This is a genomic window from Pseudodesulfovibrio sp. lm2024, from assembly GCF_051175575.1.
In the GTDB taxonomy this organism is placed as follows: Bacteria; Desulfobacterota; Desulfovibrionia; order Desulfovibrionales; family Desulfovibrionaceae; genus Pseudodesulfovibrio; species Pseudodesulfovibrio caledoniensis.
Genome location: NZ_CP195092.1, coordinates 3,744,812 through 3,768,658, shown reverse-complemented (window position 1 = coordinate 3,768,658; position 23,847 = coordinate 3,744,812). Strand labels below are relative to the sequence as shown.

Genomic DNA, 23,847 nt, shown 5'->3' with positions numbered 1-23,847 from the left:
AAATGTACAACGGATTTGCGATCGTCGCCGGGCTGGTCATCTTCTTCGCGATGCTGACCGCTCCCTTTGCGCTCGGCACCATGACCAAGCAGTACAAGGAGCCCGAGCTCAAGCTGCCCCAGAACGAGAAGGAGTGCATCGAATCCACCGAGTTCATGCGCACCGAGCATATGAAGCTGCTGAACGAGTGGCGTGATTGGGCCCTGCGTGACGGCAAGCGGACCTACATCAACCACAAGGGCAAAGAGTTCACCATCTCCCTGCAGAACACCTGCATGAAGTGCCACACCAGCAAGGCCGACTTCTGCGACAAGTGTCACAACGACGCGGGTGTCTCTCCCTATTGCTGGGACTGCCACGTTCAGCCGGAGGGTTTGAAATAATGAAGAACAGCAGAAGAACCTTCATCAAGCTTGCCGGTATCGCCGCCGCCGGGCTGGCCGTGGCCCCCAAAAAGGTCCTGGCCTCCGAGGGCCATGCCCCGGTCAAGGTCAATGCCACGGCCGTCCATGCCAAGCATTGGGCCATGGTCATCGACACCACCAAGCTGCACACCGCCGAAGCCATCGACAAGCTGGCCGGGGTTTGCCACCACATCCACAACGTGCCCCACATCGAGGGCAAGAAGGAAGTGAAGTGGCTGTGGCACGATACCTACGCCCACACCTTCCCGGAGCAGGAGAACCCGCACCTGGCCGAAGAGGTCCACGAGCGCGTCTTCCCGCTGCTGTGCAACCACTGTGAGAACCCGCCGTGCGTGCGCGTCTGCCCGACCAAGGCGACCTTCCAGCGCCCGGACGGCATTGTGGCCATGGACTACCACCGCTGCATCGGCTGCCGCTACTGCATGGCCGGTTGTCCCTACGGCTCCCGTTCGTTCAACTGGGGCGAGCCCCGGCTGGGCCTGGATCTGGAGAAGCTGAACCCCGAGTTCCCCACCCGCATGCGCGGCGTCGTCGAGAAGTGCAACTTCTGCGTCGAGCGCCTGGCCGTGGGCAAGGAACCCGCCTGCGTGGAGGCCTCCGAGGGCGCCATGCACTTCGGCGACCTGAAGGACCCGGATTCCGAAGTCCGCAAGGTGCTTCGCGAGAAGTTCACCATTCGTCGTAAACCCTCGGCAGGCACTGAGCCCAGTGTTTACTACATCATTTAGGAGGAATCGGAATGCTTGAATTAGCTCTGAAAGGCTCCAAGAGATACTACGGCTGGATTGCGTTCCTCCTGGTTCTCATTGGTATCGGCTCCACGGCCCTGATCGACCAGTGGATGAACGGCCTGAAGATCACCGGCATGAGCCGCGACGTGTCCTGGGGATTCTACATCTCCCAGTTCACCTACCTCGTCGGTCTGGCCGCCTCGGGCGTCATGATCGTGCTGCCCAACTACTTCCACTCCTACAAGACCAACAAGCACATGGTCATCTTCGGTGAGTTCATGGCCATCGCGGCGTGCATTATGTGCCTGCTGTTCATCGTCGTGGACATCGGGCAGCCCACCCGCATGATGAACATGATCTTCCATCCCACTCCGAACTCCATCCTGTTCTGGGATATGATCGTGCTCAACGGCTACCTGTTCCTCAACCTGCTCGTCGGCTGGACCTGCCTGCAGGCGGACCGCCAGCACCTGCCTCACCCGCAGTGGCTCAAGCCGTTCATCTACACGTCCATCATCTGGGCCTTCTCCATCCACACCGTGACCGCGTTCCTGTACCAGGGTCTGCCCGGCCGCCACTACTGGCTGACCGCCATCCTGGCCGCCCGCTTCCTGGCCTCCGCGTTCTGCTCCGGTCCGGCGATCCTGCTGCTCGTCATGATGCTCACCGAGAAGTTCACCACCTTCAAGATGGCCAAGAACGCCGTGAAGACCCTGGTCAAGATCATCGCTTACGCCATGTGCGTGAACATGTTCTTCTTCGCCCTGGAGATCTTCACCTCGTTCTACTCGAACATGCCGGGCCACATGCACCCGATCCTGTACCTGTTCGAGCACGCCAGCACCGGTCTGGTGACCCTGATGTGGACCTTCATCGCGTTCGCGGCGATCTCCATCACCCTGCTGGTGACCCCGCGCTTCCGCAACAACCTCAAGCTGCTGCCCTGGACCCTGGCCATCCTGATCATCGCGACCTGGATCGACAAGGGCCTCGGCCTGCTCATCGGCGGGTTCAACCCGACCCCGTTCGAGACCATCACGCCGTACTGGCCGACCGTGAAGGAACTCATGGTCTCCCTGATGGTCTACTCCGTGGGCGCACTGGTGGTGACCGTGCTCTTCAAGATCGCCACCTCCGTCAAGGCCGAAGTCGGCCACTCCCAGAAGCTGCCCTGCGGCTGCTCCTCCGAGGACGTCTGCGACTGCGCACCTGAAGAAGAAGCCGCTGCCGAGGCCTAAAACCGGCAAACAGCCTGGCCACGTAACGTCACCTCGCTAGGCATCAAGGCTGAAACAGGGCCGCCCCGGAAACGGGGCGGCCTCTTTTTCGCCCGCCGGGTTCGTTTTGCCCGGCCCGTGTGCTATGCTGCCCCCCATGAAGACCTCTTCGAACCGCACCGTGCCCGCCGCCCCAGGGCGCGCCAGGCCCGGCGTCCCCTTCGCGCCCATCCTCTCCCTTTTGCTCCTGTTCTCCCTGGCGGCCGTGTCCGGTTGCGCGACGACCATAGATCTGCCCACCGTCACCCCGGACGCAGGGCACCTCGCCTATCCCGGCAAGTTCGTCTGGTTCGACCTCTACGCCCCGGACATCGGCGCCGTGGCCCGGTTCTACGACCGAGTCTTCGGCTGGTCCGTGGAGCGGACCGATCCGGGCTCGGCCACGGTCAAGACCATTCTGAACAAGGACAGGCGCATCGGCACGATCTTCCTGGTGGGCGGCGGGGAGCCGTGGCGCGGGCACGGTCCCGGCTGGGTGGCGTGCCTGTCCGTGGACGACGCGGACAGGGCCTTTGCGCGGGCGCAGTCCGCCGGTGCCAAGGCGGTCAATCCGCCCGAGGACCGGCCGTATCGCGGCCGCATGGCTGAGATTCGCGACCCGCAGGGCGCGCGCGTTTCACTGCTGGCCTCGTCCGTGGGCGATCCCAGGGACCGCGCCCCGGAGGACGGCGCTTTCCTGGGTGCCGAGCTGTGGTCCGCCGACGTCCCGTCGTCAGAGCGGTTCTACGCCGGGCTGGCCGGGTACGAAGCGGACCGTATCTCGCTGCGCGGCGTGCCCTACGTCATGCTCCTGGCCGGCAACCGCCCGCGCGGGGCCATCACCGCGCCGCCGGACGGGTTCCCGGGGGCGGTCTGGATTCCCATGGTGGCCGCGCGGGACGTGGCGGGCGTGGTCGAACGTGTGGAAGCGTGTGGCGGCACCGTGCTGCTCCGGCCCGCCCCCGGCGACGGCGATGGAGCCGTGGCCGTGTTCCGCGATCCGGCGGGCGGGCTTATGGGCGTGCGCGGATTCACTCCTGCGGAACGCTAGACACCGATATCCGCTCAAACGTTGTGCAGGAACATGCAAGGAGGGGCCTTGTTGCGCCGATGTCACGCGCGTGGCATAGTGCGTTTCCATTTTTCAGCGGCAATGTGGAGAAATCGCGGCGGCGGCAACGCCGTGTACTCTTTCGAACGACGAGGCAAGCATGAACATCGGACAGTATACCTTTGAGGAATTTAAGCAAAAGGCCAAGGAATTTCACGGCTATCCCGCGCCGGGCCTGCTCATAGGCGGGTACATGGTGGAGGCGGCGAAGGCGAGGTTACCCGAGGGCACCCTGTTCGAGGCCCTGGTCGAGTCCGGCAAGTGTCTGCCCGACGCGGTCCAGCTCCTGACCCTGTGCTCCACGGGCAACAACTGGATGAAGGTCAAGCTGCTGGGGCGCTACGCCGTGTCCCTGTACGACAAGTTCACCGGCCAGGGATTCCGCGTGGCCGTGGACCAGAAAAAGCTCGACAAGTGGCCCGAGATCCGCGCCTGGTTCATGAAGGAAAAGCCCAAGGCCGAACAGGACACGGACCGGCTCTTCCAGGAGATCGAGGAGGCCGGGGACACCATCTGTTCCATCCGGCCCGTGACCGTATCCAAGAAATTCCTCGGCCACGGCCACATGACCACCATCGACGTCTGTCCGGTCTGCGGCGAGGCGTACCCCGGCTCGGACGGCTCCATCTGCCGAGGCTGCCAGGGCGAGGACCCGTACGTGTCCATGGAGGGCGTCCTGTGCGCCGACGACGCCCCGGACCTCAAGGTAGTCCCCGTGGAACAGGCCGTGGGCAAGCAGGCGGTTCACGACATGACCGGCATCGAGCCCGGCGAGTCCAAGGGCCCCATCACCAAGGCGGGCGACACCTTCGACATCGGCGACGTCTGCCGTCTGCAACGCATCGGCAAGTTCAACGTTTTTGATGGCGAGGCCGTGCCCGGCGACGAGTGGGTCCACGAGAACGAGGCGGTCAAGGCGTTCGCCAAGCGCATGGCCGGGCCGGGCGTTACCTACGACCCGAACCCGGAAGAGGGCAAGATCAACTTCTTCGCCGAGTATCCGGGCTTGCTGTCCATCGACCTGGATGCGCTCTCCCGGTTCAACCTTTCCCCGGACGTCATGCTGGCCACACGCCACGACGGCTCGCTCATGCCCGAGGGCAAGGGCGTGGCCGGAACCCGGGCCATCCCCCTGTATATCTCCCGCGACCGGTTCAGCCGCGCCCTGACCGCGATCGGCGAGGGCCCGGTCCTGTCCGTGCTGCCGCTCAAGCCCGCCAAGGTGGGCATCCTGGTCACCGGCACCGAGGTCTTCCAGGGGCTCATCGAGGACAAGTTCATCCCGATCATCTCGTCCAAGGTCATCAAGCTCGGCTGCACCGTGCACATGACCGACATCGTGCCCGACGAGCGCGAGGCCATCACCAAGGCGGCCACGGCCATGCTCGACGGCGGCTGCGAGGTGGTCATCACCACGGCGGGCATGTCCGTGGACCCGGACGACGTCACCCGCGCCGCCTTGGTGGATGCCGGGCTGCACGGCGACCTCTACGGCGTGCCCATGCTCCCCGGTACCATGACCCTGGTGGGCAAGCTGAAAAACGCCGCCATCATCGGCGTCCCGGCCTGCGCCCTGTTCTACAAGACCACGGCGTTCGACGTGGTCCTGCCGCGCATCCTGGCCGGACAGGAACTGCGCCGCAAGGACCTGGCCCGTCTGGGCGAGGGCGGATTCTGCATGAATTGCAAGTCCTGCTCCTTCCCCAAATGCCCGTTCGGGAAATAGGCGCTCGGACGGTGGGCGGCTTGCGATAGCGGGCCATCTGCACATTTTTTCCAGTGGGCTTTCATCCTCACGTAGACGGCTACGCTGCGGTGAAAGCCCACTGGAAGAAAATGCACAGCTGACCCACTCTCCCAAGCCTTGTGCTAGCGCGGTGAGACGGCCTGGGAAGAGGGCGCTTGCTTGTGGCGACGTGCGGGAGTGAGAGCCGTTGTCGGGCGGCTTTGCCGCCCGAGTCGCTCCATGAGGGGCGCTTTTGAGTGCATGACTGGACACCCGCTGGCGCGGGTGTTTTTGTTGGGTGTGTGCGGAGTGTTGCACATCGGTTGTGCAATTGGGCAGAGGGGTGCACGGGATTTGGCGGGGGCTTATCGGGTAACCGGTTCTGAAGACTTGCGATCCTGTTTGGTGCGCGGATTGCATGAAAATGGGCTTTGTGCATTGTTTGCGGGACAGGCCCGCAGTATTTTCATACCTTGGAAGTCTGGAATTATTTTCGGGAGGAAATCATGAAAGGGATCAAATCCATAGTCCTTGCATCGTTGTTCGTGCTGGCCCTGTCCGGGGCGGCCCATGCCTTTTGGGGGTTCGGGGGGAGCGATTCGGTCACGGCGGGAAACGGGGTGGTGACCATCCCGGTGAGCGACGTGGCCGACGGCAACGCGCATTTCTACACCTATGACGCGGGCGGCAAGGACGTGAAGTTCTTTGTCATGAAGAGCCGCGACGGGATCATCCGGGCGGCTTTCGACGCCTGCGACGTCTGCTACGGCGAAAAGAAGGGGTACAGCCAGGACGGCGATTTCATGGTCTGCAACAATTGCGGCCAGCGGTTCCATTCCTCGCGCATCAACGAGGTCAAGGGCGGCTGCAACCCCTCGCCCCTGGCCCGCGCCTACGACGAACAAAACGTGACCATCAAGACCGCCGACCTGGTCGCCGGAGTGGGGTACTTCTAGTATGAACATTCTGACCATTCCCCTGCGGAACACCCGCAGGAAATGGGTCAAGACCCTGCTCCTGCTGCTGGTCTTCACCCTCGGGGTGACCTCCATCGTCTCGCTGAACTACGTGTCCAGCGTGGTCGGCGGCTCCCTGGAAAAGAAGCTCTCGGCCTACGGCGCGAACATCCTGATCATGCCCAGGAGCGAGAAGCTGACCGTCAGCTACGGCGGTTTCGCCATGGGCGACATGGCGCTGGGCGTGCACGACCTGGACGAGGCCGAGGTGGCCGACCGGGTGGCGCACATCGAGCTCAAGGAGCGCATCGCGGTGGTCGCGCCCAAGCTGGTGTCCATGGCCAAGGCTGGCGACACGGCCGTGGGCGTGGTCGGAGTGCGCTTCGACCGCGAAAAGATCCTCAAGGGCTACTGGGCCGTGGACGGCGCGTTCCCGACCACGGACGACGGCGTGCTCGCCGGGGCCAAAGCGGCCGCGTCGCTGGGCCTGCAACCCGGTTCCGAGCTGACCCTGAACGGTACGCCCGTGCGCGTGGCCGGAGTGCTCAAGCCCACCGGCTCGGACGACGACTCTGTCCTGTTCGCGGGCATGGATTTCGCCCAGGCCCACTTCGGCAACCCGGGGCGCGTCAGCTTCGTGGAAGTGGCCGCCCTGTGCGCGGGCTGCCCCATCGAGGAGATCGTGAGCGAGCTGCGCACCGCCCTGCCGGGCACGGACATCCAGGCCCTGCAGTCCATCGTCAAGCAGCGCATGTACTCCGTGGATTTCGTCAAGCGGCTCATCCTGACCGTGTCCCTGGTCATCCTGTTCATCGCCTGCTGCATGGTCGGCGTGACCATGCTCTCCTCGGTCAACGAACGGATCAAGGAGATCGGGCTGATGCGTTCGCTCGGCTTCAGCCGGGGCGGGGTCTTCGCCATCTTCTGCTTCGAGGCCGTGCTCATCGGCCTGGTGGCCGGGGCGGCGGGCTACGCGGGCGGCTATGCCCTGAGCCTCAAGGTCCTGGCCCTGCTCGACATGGCCGCCGACGCCGCCCTGTCCTTCAACCCCGGGCACATGGCCCTGACCGGCCTGTTCATCGTGGCCGTGTCGGTCCTGTCCGCTTTCCTTCCGGCCTGGAAGGCGGCCTCCGTGGAACCGTCCGAAGCCCTTATCGCACTCTAGGAGCGACCATGTTCGAAGCCAGAAACATCACCAAGACCTTCAGCGGCGAGGGCGGCGAGACAGCCGTGCTCAACGGCGCGGACCTGCTGGTCGAGCCGGGCCGGTTCGTGTCCATCGTGGGCCGCTCCGGGTCGGGCAAGACCACCTTCCTGAACATCCTGTCCACTCTGCTGGCCCCGGATTCCGGGCAGCTGCTGTACCAGGGCGAGGACATCACCCACGCCTCCCGCGCCCGCCTGAACGAGCTGCGGCGCAGGGACTTCGCGGTCATCTTTCAGTTCCACCACCTGCTCCCGTACCTGACGGCCCGCGAAAACGTGCTGCTGCCCTACATGCAGGGGCTCGGCCCGGTGACCGCCGAGGTGCGCAAGCGGGCCGACGCCTGCCTGGACCGGGTGGGGCTGTCCGGCAAGGGCGGCAAGCTGCCCGGCCACCTGTCCGGCGGCGAGCAGCAGCGCGTGGCCATCGCCCGCGCCCTGGTCAAGGAGTCCGCCATTCTGTTCGCGGACGAGCCCACCGGCAACCTGGACAAGGCGACCGGCGACGCGATCATGCGCCTGCTGGCGGACCTGAAGGAGGACGGCCTGTCCATCGTCATGGTCACCCACGACAACGAATACGCGGCCCGGGCCGACCGCATGGTCAACATGGCCGAGGGAAGGGTCGCCGCCTGACGGCCCGTGAATACGGCAGAACAAGGCCGCCCTTCGGGGCGGCTTTTTTTGTGCGGTTGATTCGGTGTGGCCGGGAATCAGCGAGGAGGTTGGAAGCCACAACCCGCAGCCGCCTCCATGGCCCCGGTCGAGCGCAGTTTGTCCAGGGCGGCTCGGGCTTTGTCCGTATCCAGGGCCACGACGCCGTAGCGGGGGCGCACGGCCAGTTCCGGGGGGAGGTCCAGGAGGGTCAGGCCGGGGCAGCGTGCGGTCACGTCCACGGCCGTGGTCCGGTAGCCCAGGAAGAGGTCGACCTTGCCCGTCCGGAAGAGAGCGACGACCGGCGAGCCGCTGCCCGCCGTTCTGTCCGGTATGTCGCCGCCGACCAGAGGGCGGGCGCGGTCGCGGAGCATGGCCCGGCTGCCCGGCCGGATGGTCTCGGCCCGGTCAAAGACCGCAAAGGCGTAGTCCCCGCCCGGGTCCGCGCCCGGCGTGGACGTGCCCAACCGGCTGTCCGGGTCGAGCATGGCCCGCAGGGCATCGCCGTCGGCCAGAATCTCCTCGCGCCCGAACAGGCAGAGCCGGTTTTCGAGCAGGGGCGCGGCCTCGCCGTAGTCGGCGAGCCGGGCCACGGCCCGTGCGTGGGCCATGCTCGCGGACAGGAACAGGCCGGGGCGCTCCCCGTCCTCGATCAGGCCGCGCAGCAGCCCGGCCGGGCCGAAGCGCACGTCCAGGGCCAGGCCCACGGCCTCGGCCATGGCGGGCAGCGCCTTGCGCAGGCTCCCGGCGACGAACGCGGACAGGGTCATGGCTCCTCCTTGCGGACCGTACACACGGTCCGACCGTTGTCCAGCCGGTGGATGTCCACGCCCAGGCCGTAGAGCGAGGACAGCGACTCGGGCGACAGGACCGCGCCGGTGTCGCCCACGGCCTGGAGCCGTCCCCGGGCCAGCAGGGCGGTCCGGTCGGATATCTCGAAGGCGTGGTCCGGGAAGTGGGTGGTCATGATCACGGTCAGCCCCCGGTCGGCCAGGGACCGGATCAGGGCCAGGGTGCGCGCCTGGTTGCCGAAGTCCAGGTGGGAGGTGGGCTCGTCCAAAAGCAGGATGTCCGCGCCCTGGGCCAGGGACCGGGCAAACAGGATGAGTTGCCGCTCGCCGCCGCTGGTCTCACTGTAGGACACGTTTTCCAGGTGCGTTATGCCCATGGTCTCCATGGCCGCACGGGCCGCGCCGTAGTCCGTTTTGTTCGGCGAGGCGAACGCGCCCAGGTGCGGGGTCCGGCCCATGACCACCACGTCCAGGGCGCGGTAGGTGAAGACCGGGGTGTGGGTCTGCGGGACCATGGCGATGGCCTGTGCCGTCTTGCGGCGGCTCATGGCGGACAGATCATGGTCGCCCGCGAAGACCCGTCCGGTTTGCGGGGGCACCAGCCCGGCCAGGCAGCGCAGCAGGGTGGATTTGCCCGTGCCGTTGGGGCCGAGGATGGACAGCACGTGGCCGGAGTGGGCGGTCAGGGTGACGTCGGCCCAGACCGCGTCGCGGCCCGGGTAAGCGAAACTCAAGTCCTCGGCGCGCAGGGTCATGCCCATCCGGTCCTCCCCCTGCCGAGCAGTACGGCGAAGAACGGCGCGCCCACGGACGCGGTCAGGATGCCCAGCGGAATCTCGGTGGCCGTCAGGTTGCGGGCCAGCCCGTCGATGAGCACGAGGTAGCACGCCCCCAGCGCCAGGCTGGCCGGGATGAGCCTGCGGTAGTCCGGGCCCACGACCATGCGCGCCAGGTGTGGGACGACCAGCCCGACCCAGCCGATGATGCCGCTGACCGAGACCGCGCTGGCCGTGACCACGGTCACGGCCACGATCACGCCAAGGCGCAAACGGCCCGCCTCCACGCCCAGGGTGCGGGCCTCCTCGTCGCCCAGGGACAGGACATTGAGCTGCCAGCGGACCAAAAGCAGGCCGAGCACGCACACGCCCATGGGCAACAGCACGGTCAGCAGCCGGTCCATGGACATGGAGGACAGGGAGCCCATCAGCCAGTAGACGATGACCGGCAGCTTGTCGTCCGGGTCGGCCACATACTTGACCAGGGAGAGCAGGGACTGGAAGAACGCGCCGACCACCACGCCGGCCAGGATGATGATCATGGGCCCGGACGAGCGGTACAGCCTACTCATGATCCAGGCCGCGGTCACGGCGAGCATGCCGAAGAAAAAGGCCGAGCCCTGGATCAGCCAGGGCGAGTTCCACAGCAGGATGCCGAGCGCCGCGCCGAAACCGGCCCCGGAGGCCACGCCCAGGATGTAGGGCGAGACCAGCGGGTTGCGGAACAGCCCCTGGAAGGCCGCGCCCGCCACGGATAGCCCGCCGCCGATGAGCATGGCCGCCAGTACGCGCGGCAGACGGACCTGCATGACCACGGTGTCGAGCACGCCCGGCCAGTCCGGGGCGATGGGCAGCCCGGCGGCGTGGCCCAGGATGCGCAGGACCTCGTATATGCCCACCGGATACCGGCCCCAGGCCAGCCCTATACAGAAAACGGCGGCCACGCCCGCCCACGGAGCAAGACTGCCGAGGGTCGGACGCGGCCGCTGGGGGTAGGGTCTATTCAAAGGCAATGCCGTAGAATTCCTTGTAGTAGGACTGGACCAGGCCATCCAGGTCAACGTCCTTGAATTTCTCGGGATAGAGGGTCTTGGCCATCCACAGCTCGCCCAGGGCCATGGATTCGGGCAGGGCGTGGCCCCACGGCTTGACGTACTCGGGGCAGACGTACAGCCGTCCGTTCTTGATGGCCGAGACCTGCTGCCAGGCCGGGTCGTTGCGCAGTCCGTCGGCAGCGGAGCGGTGCCGCCACTGGACAAAGACCACCTCGGGGTTCCAGCGCAGCACGTCCTCCATGGTCACTTCCTTGAAGCCGGTGACCTCCTTGGCGACCACGTTGACGCCGCCCGCGCGCTCCATGATCACGCTGGTGTACTTGCCCGCGCCGTAGGTGTGCAGGTTGTTGCGGGCCATGTAGCACTTGACCCGCTCACCCTCGGGGATGTCGCCCAGGTGGGACTTGAGCACCTTCTGGTTGGCCTCGACCACCAGCATGAGCCGCTCGGCGCGCGCCTGCCTGTTGCAGATTTCGCCCAAAAGCAGCACGGCGTCCTTGAGCCCCTTGTTGTAGGCGGCCTGTGCGTCGGCCAGGTCCGGGTTGAGCTTGGCGGCCTCCTGGCTCGCCGCGTCGAACAGGGACACGGCCACCACCGGGATGTTCGCGTCGCTGATCTGCTGGATCATCTCCTTGGGCGCGTAGTGGGTGACGATGACCAGGTCGGGATGGACGGCCAGCAAGGCCTCCATGTTCACGGTATCCAGCCCGCCGGGGGTGGGCAGGGATTTGATGTCGGCCATGGTCTTGGCCGCGCCGGGCAGGTACTTCTCCCATTTGTCGAGGATGCCGACGACCTTGTCCTGGGCCCCGAGCTGGATCATGACGTCCAGGGACTGGTGCTGGAGGACCACCACCCGGCTGACCTCGTCCGGGATGGACACGGTACGGCCCAGTTGGTCGGTGACGGTGCGCTGGGCAAGGGCGGAAGAGCACGGCAGCAACAGGAGCAGGCAGGCAATCAAGGGCAATCGCAGCAGTTTTTTCATCAGGAAAAACCTCTCTCGGGCTTGGATGTTGTCCGGGATAGCCTGGAGCGCGTGCCGATAAAACGCCCGCGCCAGGCAGGCGGAGACTAAATACGGACCATAACAGTCCATTTTTTTCTCTGTAAAGAAAAACCTGGAAAGTCACGCATTTGGTATAATGCGTGACTATTGCGGGAAAAGAGGGGTGCCGGAGCCGGAAAAGGCGAAGCGAGGGGCTACACGTAATCCGGGTAGTCCGTGCACAGCAGGTGCAGCGGGGCTTCGTCCTCGTCGATCTCGGGGAACCGGGCCTGGGGCTCATGGAACCGGTTGTCGGTGTTGTCGTCGTTCACGGACGAGACCTCGCCCACCAGGACCTTGCCCTTGCCGGTTTCGCCGTAGAAACGGTGGTACATGCCCTGTTCCAGGAAGATGGACTCGCCGGGCGTGAGCACCACCGTGCCGCCGGGCTGGACGATGCGCGTGAAACCGTCCACGGATACGGCCAGGGGCTCCTTGCCCAGCTCCTCGGCGGGCGTGGAGCCATACAGCTCGATGACCAGGTTGCCGCCGCCACGGTTGATGATGTCCTCGGTCTTGGACCAGTGGAAATGCATGGGGCAAATCTGGTTCTCGCGGACGATCATGATCTTTTCCGCGTACTTCTTGGGATGGCCCGTGGCCAGGTTGCCGTTGCGGATGGTGAACAGGATCAGCCCGCGCCTGTCGAAATCGCCCGCGCCGTAATCGGTCAGGTCCCAGCCGAGCTGGTTGCGGACCACCTCGGAGTCGCCCTTGCCCTTCCATTGGTCCGGGGACCAGAAGGCCCACGGGGGCAGGGCGAACTTGAAGGAGGCGAAGAATTCCTTGGCGTCTTGGATGAGGGCGTTGATTTCGCTGCGTTTCATGAAATCTATCTAGGTGAGCGGGGTGACCGCGTCAAGAGGGAGTGGCGCACGGCTGGACTTCTTCCCCGGGCGCGGGCTACACAATCCGCATGTCCGCCGCCATTCTTACCTACGACGACGCCCGCCATCGCGAACGGGTCATGGCCCTGTGGCGCGAGGTCTTCGGCTACCTGGCCACCTACAACGACCCGGCCTTCGCCATCGACCGCAAGATCGCGGTGGACGATCTCTTCTGGGTGGCCGAGGACGGCGACGATGTCCTCGGCACGGTCATGGCCGGATACGACGGCCATCGGGGCTGGATATACTCCATGGCCGTGGCCCCGGACCGACGCGGCCAAGGGCTGGGCTCCCGCCTCCTGGACCACGCGCTCGAGGCCCTCAAGCAGCGCGGTTGCGTCAAGGTCAACCTCCAGATTCTCGAATCCAACGAGGCGGTGCGCCGCTTCTACGAGGCCAACGGTTTCACCGCCGAGCCCCGCCTGAGCATGGGCAAGGTCCTGGACTGACCGCGCCCCTTCGTCCGCGGAACGGGCCATTCTCTTATTCCCCTTTGCGGTCTTACCGCGCCGCCTTTGAAAAGAAATGCCCGCCGTTCCTTGGACGGCACTATGCCCAACTATTTGTATGGGATGACGGAAGCTGTAAAGGGCCGCCCGTTCCCGGCGATTATTTTTCCATCGGATCGGGCCCTTCCCCTGTGGAAAAAAAAGTGGCATTCGGCACCAGCCGGGTATATAGGGAAATCCTGCTATGCTGTAATGACCGTAATACGGGACGGCCCTGGCCGACCGTGAAACGAACGAGGAAGATGAAATGGGCCTTTTTTCCAGCAAAAACACCAAAGAAAATTCCGAATTGAACGCCTTTCTGGGCGTGGGCACCGAATATAAGGGCAAACTCGATTTCATCGGCACGGTCCGTATCGACGGCCGGTTCGAAGGTGAAATCTCCACCGAAGGCGTGCTCATCCTCGGGCGCAAGGCCCGCATCGAAGGGTCCGTGCGCGTGGGGCAGCTGAACTCCTGCGGCGAAATCCTCGGCGACGTGCACGTCAAGGACAAGGCCGTTTTCGAAAAGACCAGCGTGCTCAAGGGCAGTCTTGACACGAAGGTGCTTGTGGTGGAAAACGGCGCGGTGGTTGAAGGAACCATCCACATGACCCAGGGGGTGGCCGCCGAGGTCAAGCCCAAGGTCGTGTCCGCGAATTTCGGCGGCGCTCCCAAGCCCGTCGCCAGGGAAGTTGAAATCGCCAAGACCGGCTCCGACGACAGCGGGGCCTAACGGAGGTTTACCATGTTTGAAGTGGTCATCGAAGACAACGGTAGAGAATACGTAGCCTATACCGCAGAAAACAAGCGCGAGGCCGACCTGCTCCTGCAGCGTCACCTGCGCTCTCTTACCCCCGGCATGGCCTACATCCGCGAGGCCAAGTCCGAATCGGACAAGAAGTAACCGGCCTGCCCGGTTGTCGCCAAGACCAGCCCCCGACGCGCCGCGCCGGGGGCTGGTCTTGGTTGTGCCTCCGGCGGCCGGGGGAAGGGGAGGAAAAACCCTTTGAAAAGGGTTCTTTCCTCCCCTTCCCCCGAACCCCCATCCCCTCCTTTTCCTAAACTTTTTGTGCCGCTTCGCGGAGGTGGGTGCATTTTGGTGCTCTGCCGGGAGTGCTCGGGGCTCAAGGTTTACTGTCTTGGGGATATATGAGATGGTCCGCTCGAAGTTCTCACGGGGGTTTTATCCATGGAAAAGATCATATTGGTGCATGTGACGGGCGGCGACCGGCCCGGGTTGACGGCGGAATTGTCCGGCGTCCTGGCGGGCTACGACGTGGACGTGCTCGACATCGGGCAGGTGGTCATCCACAACTTCCTGACGCTCGGCATCCTCATCCGGCTGCCCGCCAACTCCCAGCCCGTGCTCAAGGATCTGCTCTTCAAGGCCCATGAGCTCGGCGTGACCATGCGCCTGCACCCCCTGGACGAGGAAAAGTACAACTCCTGGGTGGGCGAGGCGCACAAGCCGCGCTACATCATCACCCTGCTGGCCCGTTCGGTCTCGTCCTCGCAGATCGCGGCCATCACCAAGGTCGTGTCCGAGGCCGGCCTGAACATCGACACCATCTACCGGCTGTCCGGGCGCGTGCCGCTCGACTGCAACGACTACGAGTGCTCGCGCGGCTGCGTCGAGTTCACCGTGCGCGGCACCCCCAAGGACGTGGCCGGGCTGCGCGCCCAGTTCCTGGAGATTTCCTCCAAGATGATGGTCGACATCGGCTTCCAGGAAGACAACATCTTCCGCCGCAACCGCCGCCTGGTGGCCTTTGACATGGATTCCACCCTGATCCAGGCCGAGGTCATCGACGAACTGGCCAAGGAGGCGGGCGTGGGCGAACAGGTGGCCGCCATCACCGAATCCGCCATGCGCGGCGAACTCGACTTCAAACAGTCCCTGCGCAAACGCCTCTCCCTGCTCGAAGGGCTCGACGAGTCCGTGCTGCAAAAGGTCGCCGACCGGCTGCCCATGTCCGAAGGCGCGGAAAAACTCATCTCCAACCTCAAGAACGTGGGCTACAAGATCGCCATCCTGTCCGGCGGATTCACCTACTTCGGCGAAATCCTGCGCAAACGCTACGGCATCGACTACGTCTACGCCAACGAGCTTGAAATCGTGGACGGCAAGCTCACCGGCAAGGCCGTGGGCGATATCGTGGACGCCCAGAAAAAGGCCGAACTGCTCCAGTCCATCGCCGACCAGGAACGCATCTCCCTGCAACAGGTCATCGCCGTGGGCGACGGGGCCAACGACCTGCCCATGCTCAACCTCGCCGGGCTGGGCATCGCCTTCCACGCCAAACCCAAAGTCAAACAGGGCGCCCGACAGGCCATCTCCACACTGGGCCTCGACGCCATCCTCTTCCTCCTCGGCATGCGCTCCCGCGACGTGGTGTAGCGCTGAGGTTGAGGAAGAACCGGGGGAAGGGGAGAGGGGAAACCTTTGAGAAGGTTTCCCCTCTCCCCTTCCCCCGGCCCCCCATCCCCTCTCCCTTTCTAAACTTTTTGTATGCGCATTCGCGCGTGCGGAGGTCAAGTCTGGGCGTGCGTCTACACGGCAGGACGTGCGTGCGAGGTGAGCCTTGTAAAGAGAGCTGTCTGACCGCGTTCGCACCCCGCGCAGCGGCGACAAGAAGTTTTGGAGATTCCAAAGAACCTTTTTCAACAGGTTCTTTGGCCGCCGGAGGCATGCCTTTCACGCCCGTCCGGCGAGGGCATACCGGAGGCAAGGCATATTCACACAAGTGGGCGTTGTCTAAACCGGGGTGGGCTGGTAAGGAACGGGGCAGATTCATTTTATTATCTTTTTTCTGGAGGGGTCATGTTCGAGAGCGGCAAGCCGTACACCCTGGATTCCGTGGTGCGGATGGTATTGGGGGCCGGGTTTTTCATCGGCATGGTCTGGCTGCTGGGCTATCTGTCGGGCGTGCTGGTGCCGTTCGTGGCGGCCCTGCTGGTGGCCTATCTGCTCAATCCCCTGACCTGTTTCATCGAGAGAAAGGTGGGCAATCGCGGCGTGGCCGTGTTGCTGACCATGTTGTTCCTGCTGGTGGCCGTGGCCGGGCTGGTCCTGCTGGTGGTGCCCATGGTGGTCGGCGAGTTCGCGCACATGGGCGAAGTCCTGTCGCGGCTGCTCACCAACTCCGAGTTCGCGGACAAGGTGGCGGCCCATCTGCCGCCGGACATCTGGCAGTGGCTGCGCGACACGGTGCAGTCTCCCGAGGTCAGGGACCTGTTCACGGCCCAGGGCGCGCTCAACGCGGCCAAGGGCGTGCTCGGCAACCTGGTTCCGGGCATCCGGGGCGTGGCCGTGAGCGCGCTCAACGCGGCGGCCGGACTGTTCGGCGTGTTCGTCATCGTGCTGTACGTCATCTTTCTGCTGGCCGATTTCGGGCGCATCAAGGCCGGGTGGCAGGACTACCTGCCCGCGCAGTACCGCGAGAGCGTGACCGGGTTCCTGGACGAGTTCGAGAAGACCATGGGGCTGTATTTCCGGGGCCAGATCATTGTCTGCCTGATCGTGGGCGTGCTCATGTCCATCGGTTTCATGCTCATCGGGCTGCCGCTCGGCCTGGTCATGGGCATGCTCATCGGTATCCTGAACATCGCGCCGTACCTGGGCGTGGCCGGGGTGGTCCCGGTTCTGCTGCTGGCCGGGCTCGACTCGCTGGAGGCGGGTGAATCCGTGTGGGTGGGCATCGGCCTGGCCGTGGCGGTCATGGCCGTGGTTCAGGTCATCCAGGACGCGGTCCTGGTCCCGAAGATCCAGGGCGAGAGCCTGGGCTTGTCCCCGTGGCTCATCCTTCTGTCCCTGTCGGTCTGGGGCAGGCTGCTCGGCTTCCTCGGCCTGCTCATCGCCCTGCCCATGACCTGCCTGTGCCTGTCCTACTACCGCCGCCTGCTGGCCCAAAAGGCGGCCGAACTCCCCCCGGACCCGGTGGCTGAGACGGACTGATCACAATAAAGAGAATGCAAAACGCCCCCGATCCTTGCTTGGATCGGGGGCGTTCTACTTGGTGCGACAGCGATTCAATCGCGCAGCGAAAAAACTTCGCGGCGAAGCCGCCTCCCTACTAAGCCCTCTTCAAAGCGGCCGTCAGTATCCCCGCGCCGATGAGCGTCGAACCGCCTATGCGGTTGACGATCTTCATGGAGGTCGGGTTGGCCACGATGCGTCGGGCCTTGACCGCGAGCAGGGCGTAGAACAGGGCCGAGGCCATGCTCAGGATCTGGACGGTGATTTCGAGGATGAGCAGCTGCGGCAGCTGGGGCCGGTCCGGGGTGATGAACTGGGGCAGGAAGGCGCACAGGAAGACGATGGCCTTGGGGTTGGTGGCCGTGACCAGACAGGCGTTGAGCATGTGGGTCCGTTTCTTGGCCGGGCGCGTATTCTCCGGTGCGGCTCCGGCCTCGGGGTCGGCCCGCCACGCCTTGACGCCGAGGTAGACGAGATAGGCCGCGCCGACCCACTTGAAAGCGGTGAACAGCTCGGCGGAGGCGGCCAGGAGCATGCCCAGCCCGGCCAGAGAGGCCGTGGCGGCCACGGCGTTGCCCAACCCCACGCCCAACGCCAGGGGCACGGCGACGCGCCGTCCCTGGGCCAGTGAGCTGCCCACGACCATCATCACGGTGGGCCCGGGGATCAGCAACACCACCACGGTGGTGGTCAGAAAGACCAGATAGGTATGGATGTCCATGTGCGCTCCGAAAATGAAAGATAAATCGAGCCGCAATTGGACAGGCAATCCGCCGGATTGTCAAGCCGGGCAAGTCTCCGGCCCACGTCCCATGCTCGTTACGCCGCTAGCGGAAGCCGGCGTTCTCAGGTCAAGCCTGCTCGAACGGGAGAACGAAGGAGAACTCGTTTCCGCCGTCGGCATACTCATAAAAGACCTTGCCGCCGTGCAGTTCGACCACCTGGCGGACGAAGTAGAGGCCCCGGCCGGTGCCCGCCTTGTGGGCCACGTTGTCGGCGCGGAAGCCGGGCTTGAACACGTCCATGGGCTCTTTCAGGTCCAGGGGGTCGCCCGAGGAGGTCACCCACACGCGGATGCCGGGTTTGCCCGGTCCGAAGAAGTCGGCCAGGACCTTCCAGCCGTAGGTCACGCATTTTTCCTCGCCGCCTTCGCCATTGGGCGCGGGCTCGGTGTACTTCAACGCGTTGGACAGCAGGTTGTCCAGGACCTGGGAGATGAGGCCCCGGTCCAGGATCAGCCGGATGACCTGGTCCTCGGTGCATTCGCCGATCAGGACGAGCTCGATGCCGCTTTCCGCGAACCGGTGGCGGAACCGTTCGACGACCGGAGCGACCACCGCGGTGGGCAGGTCCACGTCCCGCTTTTCGAGCACGTATCGCCCCTCCTCGAAGTGCCGCCGCCGAAGCAGGGTCTCCAGGAACATGGAGGTGGACTCGTAGTGGGAGTATATCTCCTGGTACTGGGCCTCGATGCCCCCGGCGATCTCGGCCAGCCGGTTGCCGTCGTCCACCAGTTCCGGGGTCGCGCCCTCGTTGACCTTGGACAGGATGGAGGAGGTGGCCAGGTGGAGCTGTTCGATCTTGCGCTTGAGCCGGTTGAAATAGAGCTTGTAGTACATGTTGGGCACGATGACGTTGTGCCCGATATCCTGGACCATGGACTTGATGAAGGCGATGTGCTCGCGGTTGCGGGCGCGGATGATCCGGTGGTGGAGCTGATAGCCCACGCGGTTGACGTATTTTTCGAGGAAGAGCCGGGCGTGGCCTGGCAGGGCGGAACAGGGGCGCATGACGAAGCTGCCCAGGACGTTGTGGGGCGGCTCGAAGGTGAGCATGTCGTTGTATTCCGGGTTGCCCCGGATGGGGATGTGCATGTACTCGCCCCGGATGGTCAGCCGCTCGTTCATGAACTCGCTCCACGGCAGGGTGGTGTCCTTGTCGCACTTGCCCGTGGAGCAGGCGGCCAGGGAGAAGGTCTCCTCGTCCTCGAGGATGTACATGGTCGAGTCGAGATCGAACAGGGCTTGGGGGATGGCCATGCAGACCGCGTAGAACATATCGCGGCCGCGCAGTTCCTGGGAGAGCTCGAAGAAGATGTTCAGCGCCAGGAGCTGCCGCCGGGAGAAGTCGTACCCGTCGTAGTCCAGGAACTTGGCCTCGACGCGTTCGACGATGAGGGCCATGCGCTCTTCGTCGGTCAGGTCGAGCAGGTTGCCGTTCAGGAGGTCGGGGTCCTTGTCGAGGTCGTTCATGTGCGCACGTCCGGGCCGTTTGAGTATGCCGATTTTACGTATACATACGCCGTTGGGGCGATTCTGACAAGGAAAGGCCCCGGACGATTTGGAAATCGTTGCCCCGCCAAAGAGGCGAAAGGGCCGCTTGCGCGGCCCTTTCAGAGGTTAGAGGTCTGCTTTTGAGGAGGGGTGTTGAGGTTAGAAACTGCTTTTCAAGGGAGGTATGGTATATGCTGAAAGGCCTGGTCCTAGCGCCGTTTCACCCGGACAGGATGGGGGGGTGACGTCCGGACGGGCACGGGGACCCTGGCCGTTAAGCCGAAATCTTCCCCGTCTTCCCGGACGCCGTGGTCGGCGTCCGGGTCGGTGAGGAGGGGCCGCCGCAACAACACGGCGACCAGGATGATGAGAGTGACGGTAACTGCATCAATCATGACTTGCTCTAAGCATAGGACGTGCCAAAGAGCTGGAGTCAATGATTACAGTACGTTGTTGGTTCGTTGCATGTTCAACGTTTGTGCAATGTGATGTGCATTGCACATATTTTTGTGCACTGTTGCACAAGCAGGCGGGGGATCAGTGCATGAGCAGGGCGTAGACCGCGCCCACCAGGGCGATGGTCAGGCTGCGTGAGAGCTGGTTGTAGAGGATGAGCTTGAAGGCCATGCGCGGCCGGAAGATGCCCGCGTAGTAGGGGAACTGGTGGCGGAAGGCGCGCACCGGCGAGGAGAGCACGTTGCCGAGCATGAGCGCCAGGATGACCTGCACCTGGGTGAGCGAGGTGTCGGCGATGAGCGCGCTGGCCACGGCCAGCCCGGCGGTGAACTCGGCGGCCATGTGGAAGGCCACGATGGACAGGGCCTCGGGCGGCAGGAAGGTGAACAGCGGCACCCCGCCCGCCATGGCCGACTGGAGCCAGGCGAACAGGCCGAGCTGCTTGAGCACGAAGAACAGGATGTAGATGGGGCAGGTCACGTAGAGGATCTTGGGCAGCCTCTTTATGAACCGCTTCCAGGCCTGCCCGAGGGCGCGGCCCAGGGTGGCCGCCAGCCTGCGCCGGACGATGAGCACGACCGGGCCGGGCCGCCGCTTGAGGAGCCGCCAGGTGATCCGCACCTTGCGCCCGTTGTCCCCCTCGATCTCGGCCAACCGGCAGGGCAGGCATCCCGGCGGCAGGGGCGGGAGCAGGAACTTGCCCGCGAAGACGATGCCCATGGTCCGCAGGACCGAGGCCAGGGCGGTCAGCCCCACGTAGGTGTAGGCGGCCGAGCCGATGAACGGGCTGGCGATGAAGAAGATGGTCGGCAGGTGCAGGAAATAGGTGGGCAGGGAGTTGAACAGGTTGGACAGGACCAGCTCCCGGTCCGACAGCTCGCCCTTTTCGTGGGCATCGGCGAGCATGGTGTTGGCGGTCAGCCCGGAGAAGAAGGCCATGGTGAAGCTGGCCGCCGAGATGTCCTTGAGCCGGGCGCGCCGGGCCAGGGGGTCGGCCAGCTTGGCCGCGTACCGGGTCCAGCGCAGGGACTCGATGAGTATGCCGACCATCAGGGCCACGGAGATGTAGAAGGTCAGCCTGATGAGCGGCCAGAACAGACCGCTCCAGAGGACCGGCCAGGAGAGGTCCAGATGCATCTATTTCTTCTTGGGTTTGACCTTGATCTTGCGGACCTGCGCCAGCTCGTCCTCTGGCATGTAGAAAGTGTTCTTGTCGCCCGGGAAGGTGGTCTTGCGCACTTCGGCGCAGTACATCTCCACGGCCTGGAGCGAGGCCTCGCCCAACTCGGCGAAGCGGCGCACGAACTTGGGGGTGAAGCGGTCGAACAGGCCGAGCGCGTCGTGGTAGACCAGGACCTGGCCGTCGGTCACGTTGCCCGCGCCGATGCCGATGGTCGGAATGTTCACGGCCTCGGTGATGAGCTGGGCGGCCTCCACCGGGATGGCCTCCAGGACCACGCTGAACGCGCCCGCCTCTTCCACGGCCTGGGCGTCCTCGATGAGCACGCGGGTGGCCTCGGCGGACTTGCCCTGGGCCTTGAACCCGCCGAACTTGGCCACATGCTGCGGGGTCAGCCCCACGTGGGCCATGACCGGTACCCCGGCCTCGGTCAGGGCGGTGATCTGCGGGACCACGGCCTGGCCGCCCTCGAGCTTGACCGCTCTGGCCTCGCCCTCGCCCATGAGCCGGTGGGCGGTCTCAAGCGCCCGGTCCACGGTGGCGAAGGACATGAACGGCATGTCGGCCACAAGCAGGGCGCGCTTGACGCCCTGGGCCGCCGCCCTGGTGTGGTGGACCATCTCGTCCACGGTCACGGACAGGGTGTCCGGGCGGCCGAGCACGACCATGGCCAGGGAGTCGCCCACCAGAACGAGGTCCACGCCCGCCTGGTCAGCGATGAGCGCGGTCGGGTAATCGTAGGCGGTCAGGCAGCAGATCTTGTCGCCGCCTTTCATGGCCAGGATGTCGGGCGCGGTGACGGGCTTGGCCTGGGACGCCGGGGGTGTCTTCTTGGTGGTGCTCATGGCCCGGAGAGTAGGGCCGCAGGCGGGCCCAAGTCAAGGATTCATGCCTGCGGGCGGAAAAGGGCGCGCGCAAGGCGTGAAAAAAGGGCCGTCCGGCATGCGGACGGCCCTCTTGTGGCGTTTTCGCTTCCGGCGAAGCCGGCGCTCCCTACATGGGGGCGAGGTTCTGCAGAACCCAGATGACGCGGCCCACGGTGCGCTCGTTCATCTCTTCGGCCGGGATGGTCAGATCGGAGTACTGGTCGTTGTCCGCCTTGAGCAGGAAGGTGTCTCCCTGGTGGAAGACCCGGCGGATGGTCAGGCCCTGGTGCGGGAAGTGGACCGCGCACAGGTCGCCGTCCGGGTGCTCGCTCTGGTCGCGGTCGATGCCGACGAAGGCGCCGCGGGTGATGACCGGGTCCATGCTCGCGGAGTCGACCTTGACCACCAGCAGCTTGGGGCGGCAGAAGGACTCGGGCACGGACAGTTCCTCGATGGACTTGGGCTCCCACTCGGCGGCGTCCTTGTCCGCGCCGGCCATGGTGGAGACCGGCACCAGGCGGCCGCGCGAGTTCATGCGGCCGTAGGGGGCCGGGGTCTCGCGCAGCAGGGTGTCGGCCGGGACCTTGGCCTTGTCAGCGTTGATGTACACGGGCTCCACGCCTTCGGACAGCCAGTCCGGGTCCAGGCCGTGGCTGCGATACAATTTCAAGAACCAGTCAGCGGGGATAGAGCATCTGCGCTTGGCGTCCGAAATACTCGATTGACGGACATCGAGCACCTCGGCCAATTGGACCTGGGTGCGGGCTCCGGTCGCCTTTTTGATGCGTTCAAGTGCTTCCTCGAACCACTTGAGCTGCGCTTCGTCACATCTCCGTTTCTTCTTGGGCATAGTCGCTCCTTAACGAGTGATGGCGGCATTCAGGGAGACCATTCCTCATTATCGGAATATGGCAATCCCTGTATGTACACCATTATATTTTTAAAGGGGGAATATTCCCCCGAACCGAACGGCGAATATCGCCGTTTTTGCATTGCCGGGAAAATCTCCTGGCGACTTTGGGAGAATCTCCCGATAATGTCAATGATATCGTTTAAGGTTTTTTTTGGCAAAAGAAAAAGGATGTGGCCCTCGTGTGACCACATCCTCATTTGAGACACGGGTGTTTTTCTATCGCAGGTGTTTCAGGAAGGGGCTCTTTGGCGTCAGAATGAAGCGGGTATTCTTGTCGAAACCACTCTTGTAGGCGTCCAGACTCCGGATGAAATCGTAGAAATCGGGATTTTGCCCCAGAGACTCGGCGTAGATCTTCGTGGCCTGGGCGTCGCCCTCACCTCGGATGATCTCGGACTGCTTGCGGGCGTCGGCCAGGATGATGGCCCGTTCCTTGTCGGCGTTGGCCTTGATCTTGGCCGAGGCCTCCTGGCCTTCGGAGCGGTACTGCTTGGCCTGGCGCTCACGCTCGGCCTTCATGCGGCCGTAGATGGACCGGGCGTTCTCGGCGGGCAGGTCCGTGCGCTTGATGCGCACGTCCAGGACCTCGATGCCGTAGGGCAGGAGGAGTTCGCGGGAGCGCTTGGTCACCGCGTCCATGATCTCCTGGCGCTTGTGCGAGACCACCTCGATCAGGGTGTAGCGGCCCAGCGCCACCCGCAGCTGCGAGCGGACGATGTCGTCCAGCCGGGCGCGGGCGCCCTGGATGGTGCGCACCTTGGTGTAGAAGGTCAGGGGGTCGGTGATCCGCCACTTGGTGTAGGAGTCCACGTTCATGTACTTCTTGTCCGTGGTGGTGATCTCCTCGGGCTTGGCGTCGAAGTCCAGGATGCGGGCGTCGAAGAAGACCACGTTCTGGACCAAGGGCAGCTTGAAGTGCAGGCCCGGTCCGAGCTGGCCGGTCACCGGACGGCCGAGCTGGATGACGATGGCCTGCTGGGTCTGGTCCACGGTGAAGGCCGCGGAGGTCAGGACAAAGGCCCCCAGGATGATCAGTACGTTTATGATGATGGTCGTTTTTTTCATGTCATGTC

The 23,847-nt window shown here is 64.5% G+C and carries 24 protein-coding genes; 13 read left to right on the top strand and 11 right to left on the bottom strand.

Annotation, left to right across the window (positions count from 1 at the left end; translation table 11 throughout):
- Positions 1-2 precede the first annotated feature (2 nt).
- The 8 genes from dsrJ to ACR42D_RS17585 all read left to right on the top strand — a co-directional run bounded on the left by dsrJ (position 3) and on the right by ACR42D_RS17585 (position 8,044).
- The gene (gene dsrJ / locus ACR42D_RS17620; RefSeq protein ID WP_484568485.1) at positions 3-383 is read left to right on the top strand and encodes a sulfate reduction electron transfer complex DsrMKJOP subunit DsrJ; all 381 of its coding nucleotides are present in this window, start codon (positions 3-5) and stop codon (positions 381-383) included.
- A complete protein-coding gene (gene dsrO / locus ACR42D_RS17615) occupies positions 383-1,153 on the top strand; it encodes a sulfate reduction electron transfer complex DsrMKJOP subunit DsrO (RefSeq protein ID WP_484568089.1) in 771 nt (256 codons plus the stop codon). Before dsrJ ends, dsrO begins: the two co-directional genes overlap by 1 nt.
- 11 nt (positions 1,154-1,164) lie before the next feature.
- On the top strand, positions 1,165-2,394 hold the full coding sequence (gene dsrP, locus ACR42D_RS17610; protein WP_484568088.1) for a sulfate reduction electron transfer complex DsrMKJOP subunit DsrP: 1,230 nt from the start codon (positions 1,165-1,167) through the stop codon (positions 2,392-2,394).
- Positions 2,395-2,530: 136 nt separating this feature from the next.
- Positions 2,531-3,463: a VOC family protein gene (locus ACR42D_RS17605; protein ID WP_484568087.1), complete on the top strand. Its 933-nt coding sequence runs from the start codon at positions 2,531-2,533 to the stop codon at positions 3,461-3,463.
- Between the two features lie 160 nt (positions 3,464-3,623).
- Entirely contained in the window at positions 3,624-5,249 is a 1,626-nt protein-coding gene (locus ACR42D_RS17600; RefSeq protein WP_484568086.1) for an FmdE family protein, read from the top strand.
- 506 nt (positions 5,250-5,755) lie between these two features.
- Positions 5,756-6,205, top strand: a complete 450-nt coding sequence (locus tag ACR42D_RS17595) for a Fe-S-containing protein (protein WP_484568085.1) — start codon at positions 5,756-5,758, stop codon at positions 6,203-6,205.
- A 1-nt stretch (position 6,206) separates the two neighbouring features.
- Positions 6,207-7,370 (top strand): ABC transporter permease, encoded by a 1,164-nt coding sequence (locus ACR42D_RS17590; protein WP_484568084.1) that lies wholly within the window; start codon positions 6,207-6,209, stop codon positions 7,368-7,370.
- Between the two features lie 8 nt (positions 7,371-7,378).
- Complete coding sequence (locus tag ACR42D_RS17585) at positions 7,379-8,044, top strand: ABC transporter ATP-binding protein (protein ID WP_484568083.1); 666 nt, start codon at positions 7,379-7,381, stop codon at positions 8,042-8,044.
- Positions 8,045-8,121: 77 nt separating this feature from the next.
- Here the strand turns inward: ACR42D_RS17585 and ACR42D_RS17580 are convergent, their stop codons facing one another.
- From ACR42D_RS17580 to ACR42D_RS17560, 5 genes are all read right to left on the bottom strand, one after another.
- Positions 8,122-8,832, bottom strand: a complete 711-nt coding sequence (locus ACR42D_RS17580) for a substrate-binding domain-containing protein (RefSeq protein WP_484568082.1) — start codon at positions 8,830-8,832, stop codon at positions 8,122-8,124.
- Entirely contained in the window at positions 8,829-9,614 is a 786-nt protein-coding gene (locus tag ACR42D_RS17575) for an ABC transporter ATP-binding protein (protein ID WP_484568081.1), read from the bottom strand. The genes ACR42D_RS17580 and ACR42D_RS17575 overlap by 4 nt, the downstream gene beginning before the upstream one ends.
- A complete protein-coding gene (locus tag ACR42D_RS17570; protein WP_484568080.1) occupies positions 9,605-10,636 on the bottom strand; it encodes a FecCD family ABC transporter permease in 1,032 nt (343 codons plus the stop codon). The genes ACR42D_RS17575 and ACR42D_RS17570 overlap by 10 nt, the downstream gene beginning before the upstream one ends.
- A complete protein-coding gene (locus ACR42D_RS17565) occupies positions 10,629-11,672 on the bottom strand; it encodes an ABC transporter substrate-binding protein (RefSeq protein WP_484568079.1) in 1,044 nt (347 codons plus the stop codon). Before ACR42D_RS17565 ends, ACR42D_RS17570 begins: the two co-directional genes overlap by 8 nt.
- Before the next feature lie 215 nt (positions 11,673-11,887).
- A complete protein-coding gene (locus ACR42D_RS17560) occupies positions 11,888-12,559 on the bottom strand; it encodes a D-lyxose/D-mannose family sugar isomerase (protein WP_484568078.1) in 672 nt (223 codons plus the stop codon).
- Positions 12,560-12,648: 89 nt separating this feature from the next.
- Here ACR42D_RS17560 and ACR42D_RS17555 point away from each other — a divergent pair, with 89 nt between their 5' ends.
- The 5 genes from ACR42D_RS17555 to ACR42D_RS17535 all read left to right on the top strand — a co-directional run bounded on the left by ACR42D_RS17555 (position 12,649) and on the right by ACR42D_RS17535 (position 17,065).
- Positions 12,649-13,068 (top strand): GNAT family acetyltransferase, encoded by a 420-nt coding sequence (locus ACR42D_RS17555; RefSeq protein ID WP_484568077.1) that lies wholly within the window; start codon positions 12,649-12,651, stop codon positions 13,066-13,068.
- Between the two features lie 307 nt (positions 13,069-13,375).
- Positions 13,376-13,843 carry a bactofilin family protein gene (locus ACR42D_RS17550; RefSeq protein ID WP_484568076.1) on the top strand — a complete coding sequence of 156 codons (468 nt, stop codon included), beginning with the start codon at positions 13,376-13,378 and terminating at the stop codon, positions 13,841-13,843.
- 12 nt (positions 13,844-13,855) lie between these two features.
- On the top strand, positions 13,856-14,014 hold the full coding sequence (locus ACR42D_RS17545) for a hypothetical protein (protein ID WP_484568075.1): 159 nt from the start codon (positions 13,856-13,858) through the stop codon (positions 14,012-14,014).
- A 285-nt stretch (positions 14,015-14,299) separates the two neighbouring features.
- Positions 14,300-15,508: a phosphoserine phosphatase SerB gene (gene serB / locus ACR42D_RS17540; protein WP_484568074.1), complete on the top strand. Its 1,209-nt coding sequence runs from the start codon at positions 14,300-14,302 to the stop codon at positions 15,506-15,508.
- A gap of 423 nt (positions 15,509-15,931) precedes the next feature.
- Entirely contained in the window at positions 15,932-17,065 is a 1,134-nt protein-coding gene (locus ACR42D_RS17535) for an AI-2E family transporter (protein WP_484568073.1), read from the top strand.
- A 118-nt stretch (positions 17,066-17,183) separates the two neighbouring features.
- Here ACR42D_RS17535 and ACR42D_RS17530 read toward each other — a convergent pair whose 3' ends face one another.
- From ACR42D_RS17530 to hflC, 6 genes are all read right to left on the bottom strand, one after another.
- Entirely contained in the window at positions 17,184-17,807 is a 624-nt protein-coding gene (locus ACR42D_RS17530; protein ID WP_484568072.1) for a LysE family translocator, read from the bottom strand.
- 130 nt (positions 17,808-17,937) lie between these two features.
- On the bottom strand, positions 17,938-19,338 hold the full coding sequence (locus ACR42D_RS17525; protein ID WP_484568071.1) for a sensor histidine kinase: 1,401 nt from the start codon (positions 19,336-19,338) through the stop codon (positions 17,938-17,940).
- A gap of 558 nt (positions 19,339-19,896) precedes the next feature.
- On the bottom strand, positions 19,897-20,952 hold the full coding sequence (locus ACR42D_RS17520) for a hypothetical protein (protein ID WP_484568070.1): 1,056 nt from the start codon (positions 20,950-20,952) through the stop codon (positions 19,897-19,899).
- Positions 20,953-21,840: a 3-methyl-2-oxobutanoate hydroxymethyltransferase gene (gene panB, locus ACR42D_RS17515; protein WP_484568069.1), complete on the bottom strand. Its 888-nt coding sequence runs from the start codon at positions 21,838-21,840 to the stop codon at positions 20,953-20,955.
- Between the two features lie 148 nt (positions 21,841-21,988).
- Positions 21,989-22,711, bottom strand: a complete 723-nt coding sequence (locus ACR42D_RS17510) for a LexA family transcriptional regulator (RefSeq protein ID WP_484568068.1) — start codon at positions 22,709-22,711, stop codon at positions 21,989-21,991.
- 279 nt (positions 22,712-22,990) lie between these two features.
- Entirely contained in the window at positions 22,991-23,839 is an 849-nt protein-coding gene (gene hflC / locus ACR42D_RS17505; RefSeq protein ID WP_484568067.1) for a protease modulator HflC, read from the bottom strand.
- Between the last annotated feature and the right edge of the window lie 8 nt (positions 23,840-23,847).

What these genes read in the sequence shown, in the direction of transcription:
- dsrJ (WP_484568485.1), top strand. Translation starts at nt 3, where the DNA reads ATGTACAACGGATTTGCGATCGTCGCCGGGCTGGTCATCTTCTTCGCG.
- dsrO (WP_484568089.1), top strand. Translation starts at nt 383, where the DNA reads ATGAAGAACAGCAGAAGAACCTTCATCAAGCTTGCCGGTATCGCCGCC.
- dsrP (WP_484568088.1), top strand. Translation starts at nt 1,165, where the DNA reads ATGCTTGAATTAGCTCTGAAAGGCTCCAAGAGATACTACGGCTGGATT.
- ACR42D_RS17605 (WP_484568087.1), top strand. Translation starts at nt 2,531, where the DNA reads ATGAAGACCTCTTCGAACCGCACCGTGCCCGCCGCCCCAGGGCGCGCC.
- ACR42D_RS17600 (WP_484568086.1), top strand. Translation starts at nt 3,624, where the DNA reads ATGAACATCGGACAGTATACCTTTGAGGAATTTAAGCAAAAGGCCAAG.
- ACR42D_RS17595 (WP_484568085.1), top strand. Translation starts at nt 5,756, where the DNA reads ATGAAAGGGATCAAATCCATAGTCCTTGCATCGTTGTTCGTGCTGGCC.
- ACR42D_RS17590 (WP_484568084.1), top strand. Translation starts at nt 6,207, where the DNA reads ATGAACATTCTGACCATTCCCCTGCGGAACACCCGCAGGAAATGGGTC.
- ACR42D_RS17585 (WP_484568083.1), top strand. Translation starts at nt 7,379, where the DNA reads ATGTTCGAAGCCAGAAACATCACCAAGACCTTCAGCGGCGAGGGCGGC.
- ACR42D_RS17580 (WP_484568082.1), bottom strand. Translation starts at nt 8,832, where the DNA reads ATGACCCTGTCCGCGTTCGTCGCCGGGAGCCTGCGCAAGGCGCTGCCC.
- ACR42D_RS17575 (WP_484568081.1), bottom strand. Translation starts at nt 9,614, where the DNA reads ATGGGCATGACCCTGCGCGCCGAGGACTTGAGTTTCGCTTACCCGGGC.
- ACR42D_RS17565 (WP_484568079.1), bottom strand. Translation starts at nt 11,672, where the DNA reads ATGAAAAAACTGCTGCGATTGCCCTTGATTGCCTGCCTGCTCCTGTTG.
- ACR42D_RS17560 (WP_484568078.1), bottom strand. Translation starts at nt 12,559, where the DNA reads ATGAAACGCAGCGAAATCAACGCCCTCATCCAAGACGCCAAGGAATTC.
- ACR42D_RS17555 (WP_484568077.1), top strand. Translation starts at nt 12,649, where the DNA reads ATGTCCGCCGCCATTCTTACCTACGACGACGCCCGCCATCGCGAACGG.
- ACR42D_RS17550 (WP_484568076.1), top strand. Translation starts at nt 13,376, where the DNA reads ATGGGCCTTTTTTCCAGCAAAAACACCAAAGAAAATTCCGAATTGAAC.
- ACR42D_RS17545 (WP_484568075.1), top strand. Translation starts at nt 13,856, where the DNA reads ATGTTTGAAGTGGTCATCGAAGACAACGGTAGAGAATACGTAGCCTAT.
- serB (WP_484568074.1), top strand. Translation starts at nt 14,300, where the DNA reads ATGGAAAAGATCATATTGGTGCATGTGACGGGCGGCGACCGGCCCGGG.
- ACR42D_RS17535 (WP_484568073.1), top strand. Translation starts at nt 15,932, where the DNA reads ATGTTCGAGAGCGGCAAGCCGTACACCCTGGATTCCGTGGTGCGGATG.
- ACR42D_RS17530 (WP_484568072.1), bottom strand. Translation starts at nt 17,807, where the DNA reads ATGGACATCCATACCTATCTGGTCTTTCTGACCACCACCGTGGTGGTG.
- ACR42D_RS17525 (WP_484568071.1), bottom strand. Translation starts at nt 19,338, where the DNA reads ATGAACGACCTCGACAAGGACCCCGACCTCCTGAACGGCAACCTGCTC.
- ACR42D_RS17520 (WP_484568070.1), bottom strand. Translation starts at nt 20,952, where the DNA reads ATGCATCTGGACCTCTCCTGGCCGGTCCTCTGGAGCGGTCTGTTCTGG.
- panB (WP_484568069.1), bottom strand. Translation starts at nt 21,840, where the DNA reads ATGAGCACCACCAAGAAGACACCCCCGGCGTCCCAGGCCAAGCCCGTC.
- ACR42D_RS17510 (WP_484568068.1), bottom strand. Translation starts at nt 22,711, where the DNA reads ATGCCCAAGAAGAAACGGAGATGTGACGAAGCGCAGCTCAAGTGGTTC.
- hflC (WP_484568067.1), bottom strand. Translation starts at nt 23,839, where the DNA reads ATGAAAAAAACGACCATCATCATAAACGTACTGATCATCCTGGGGGCC.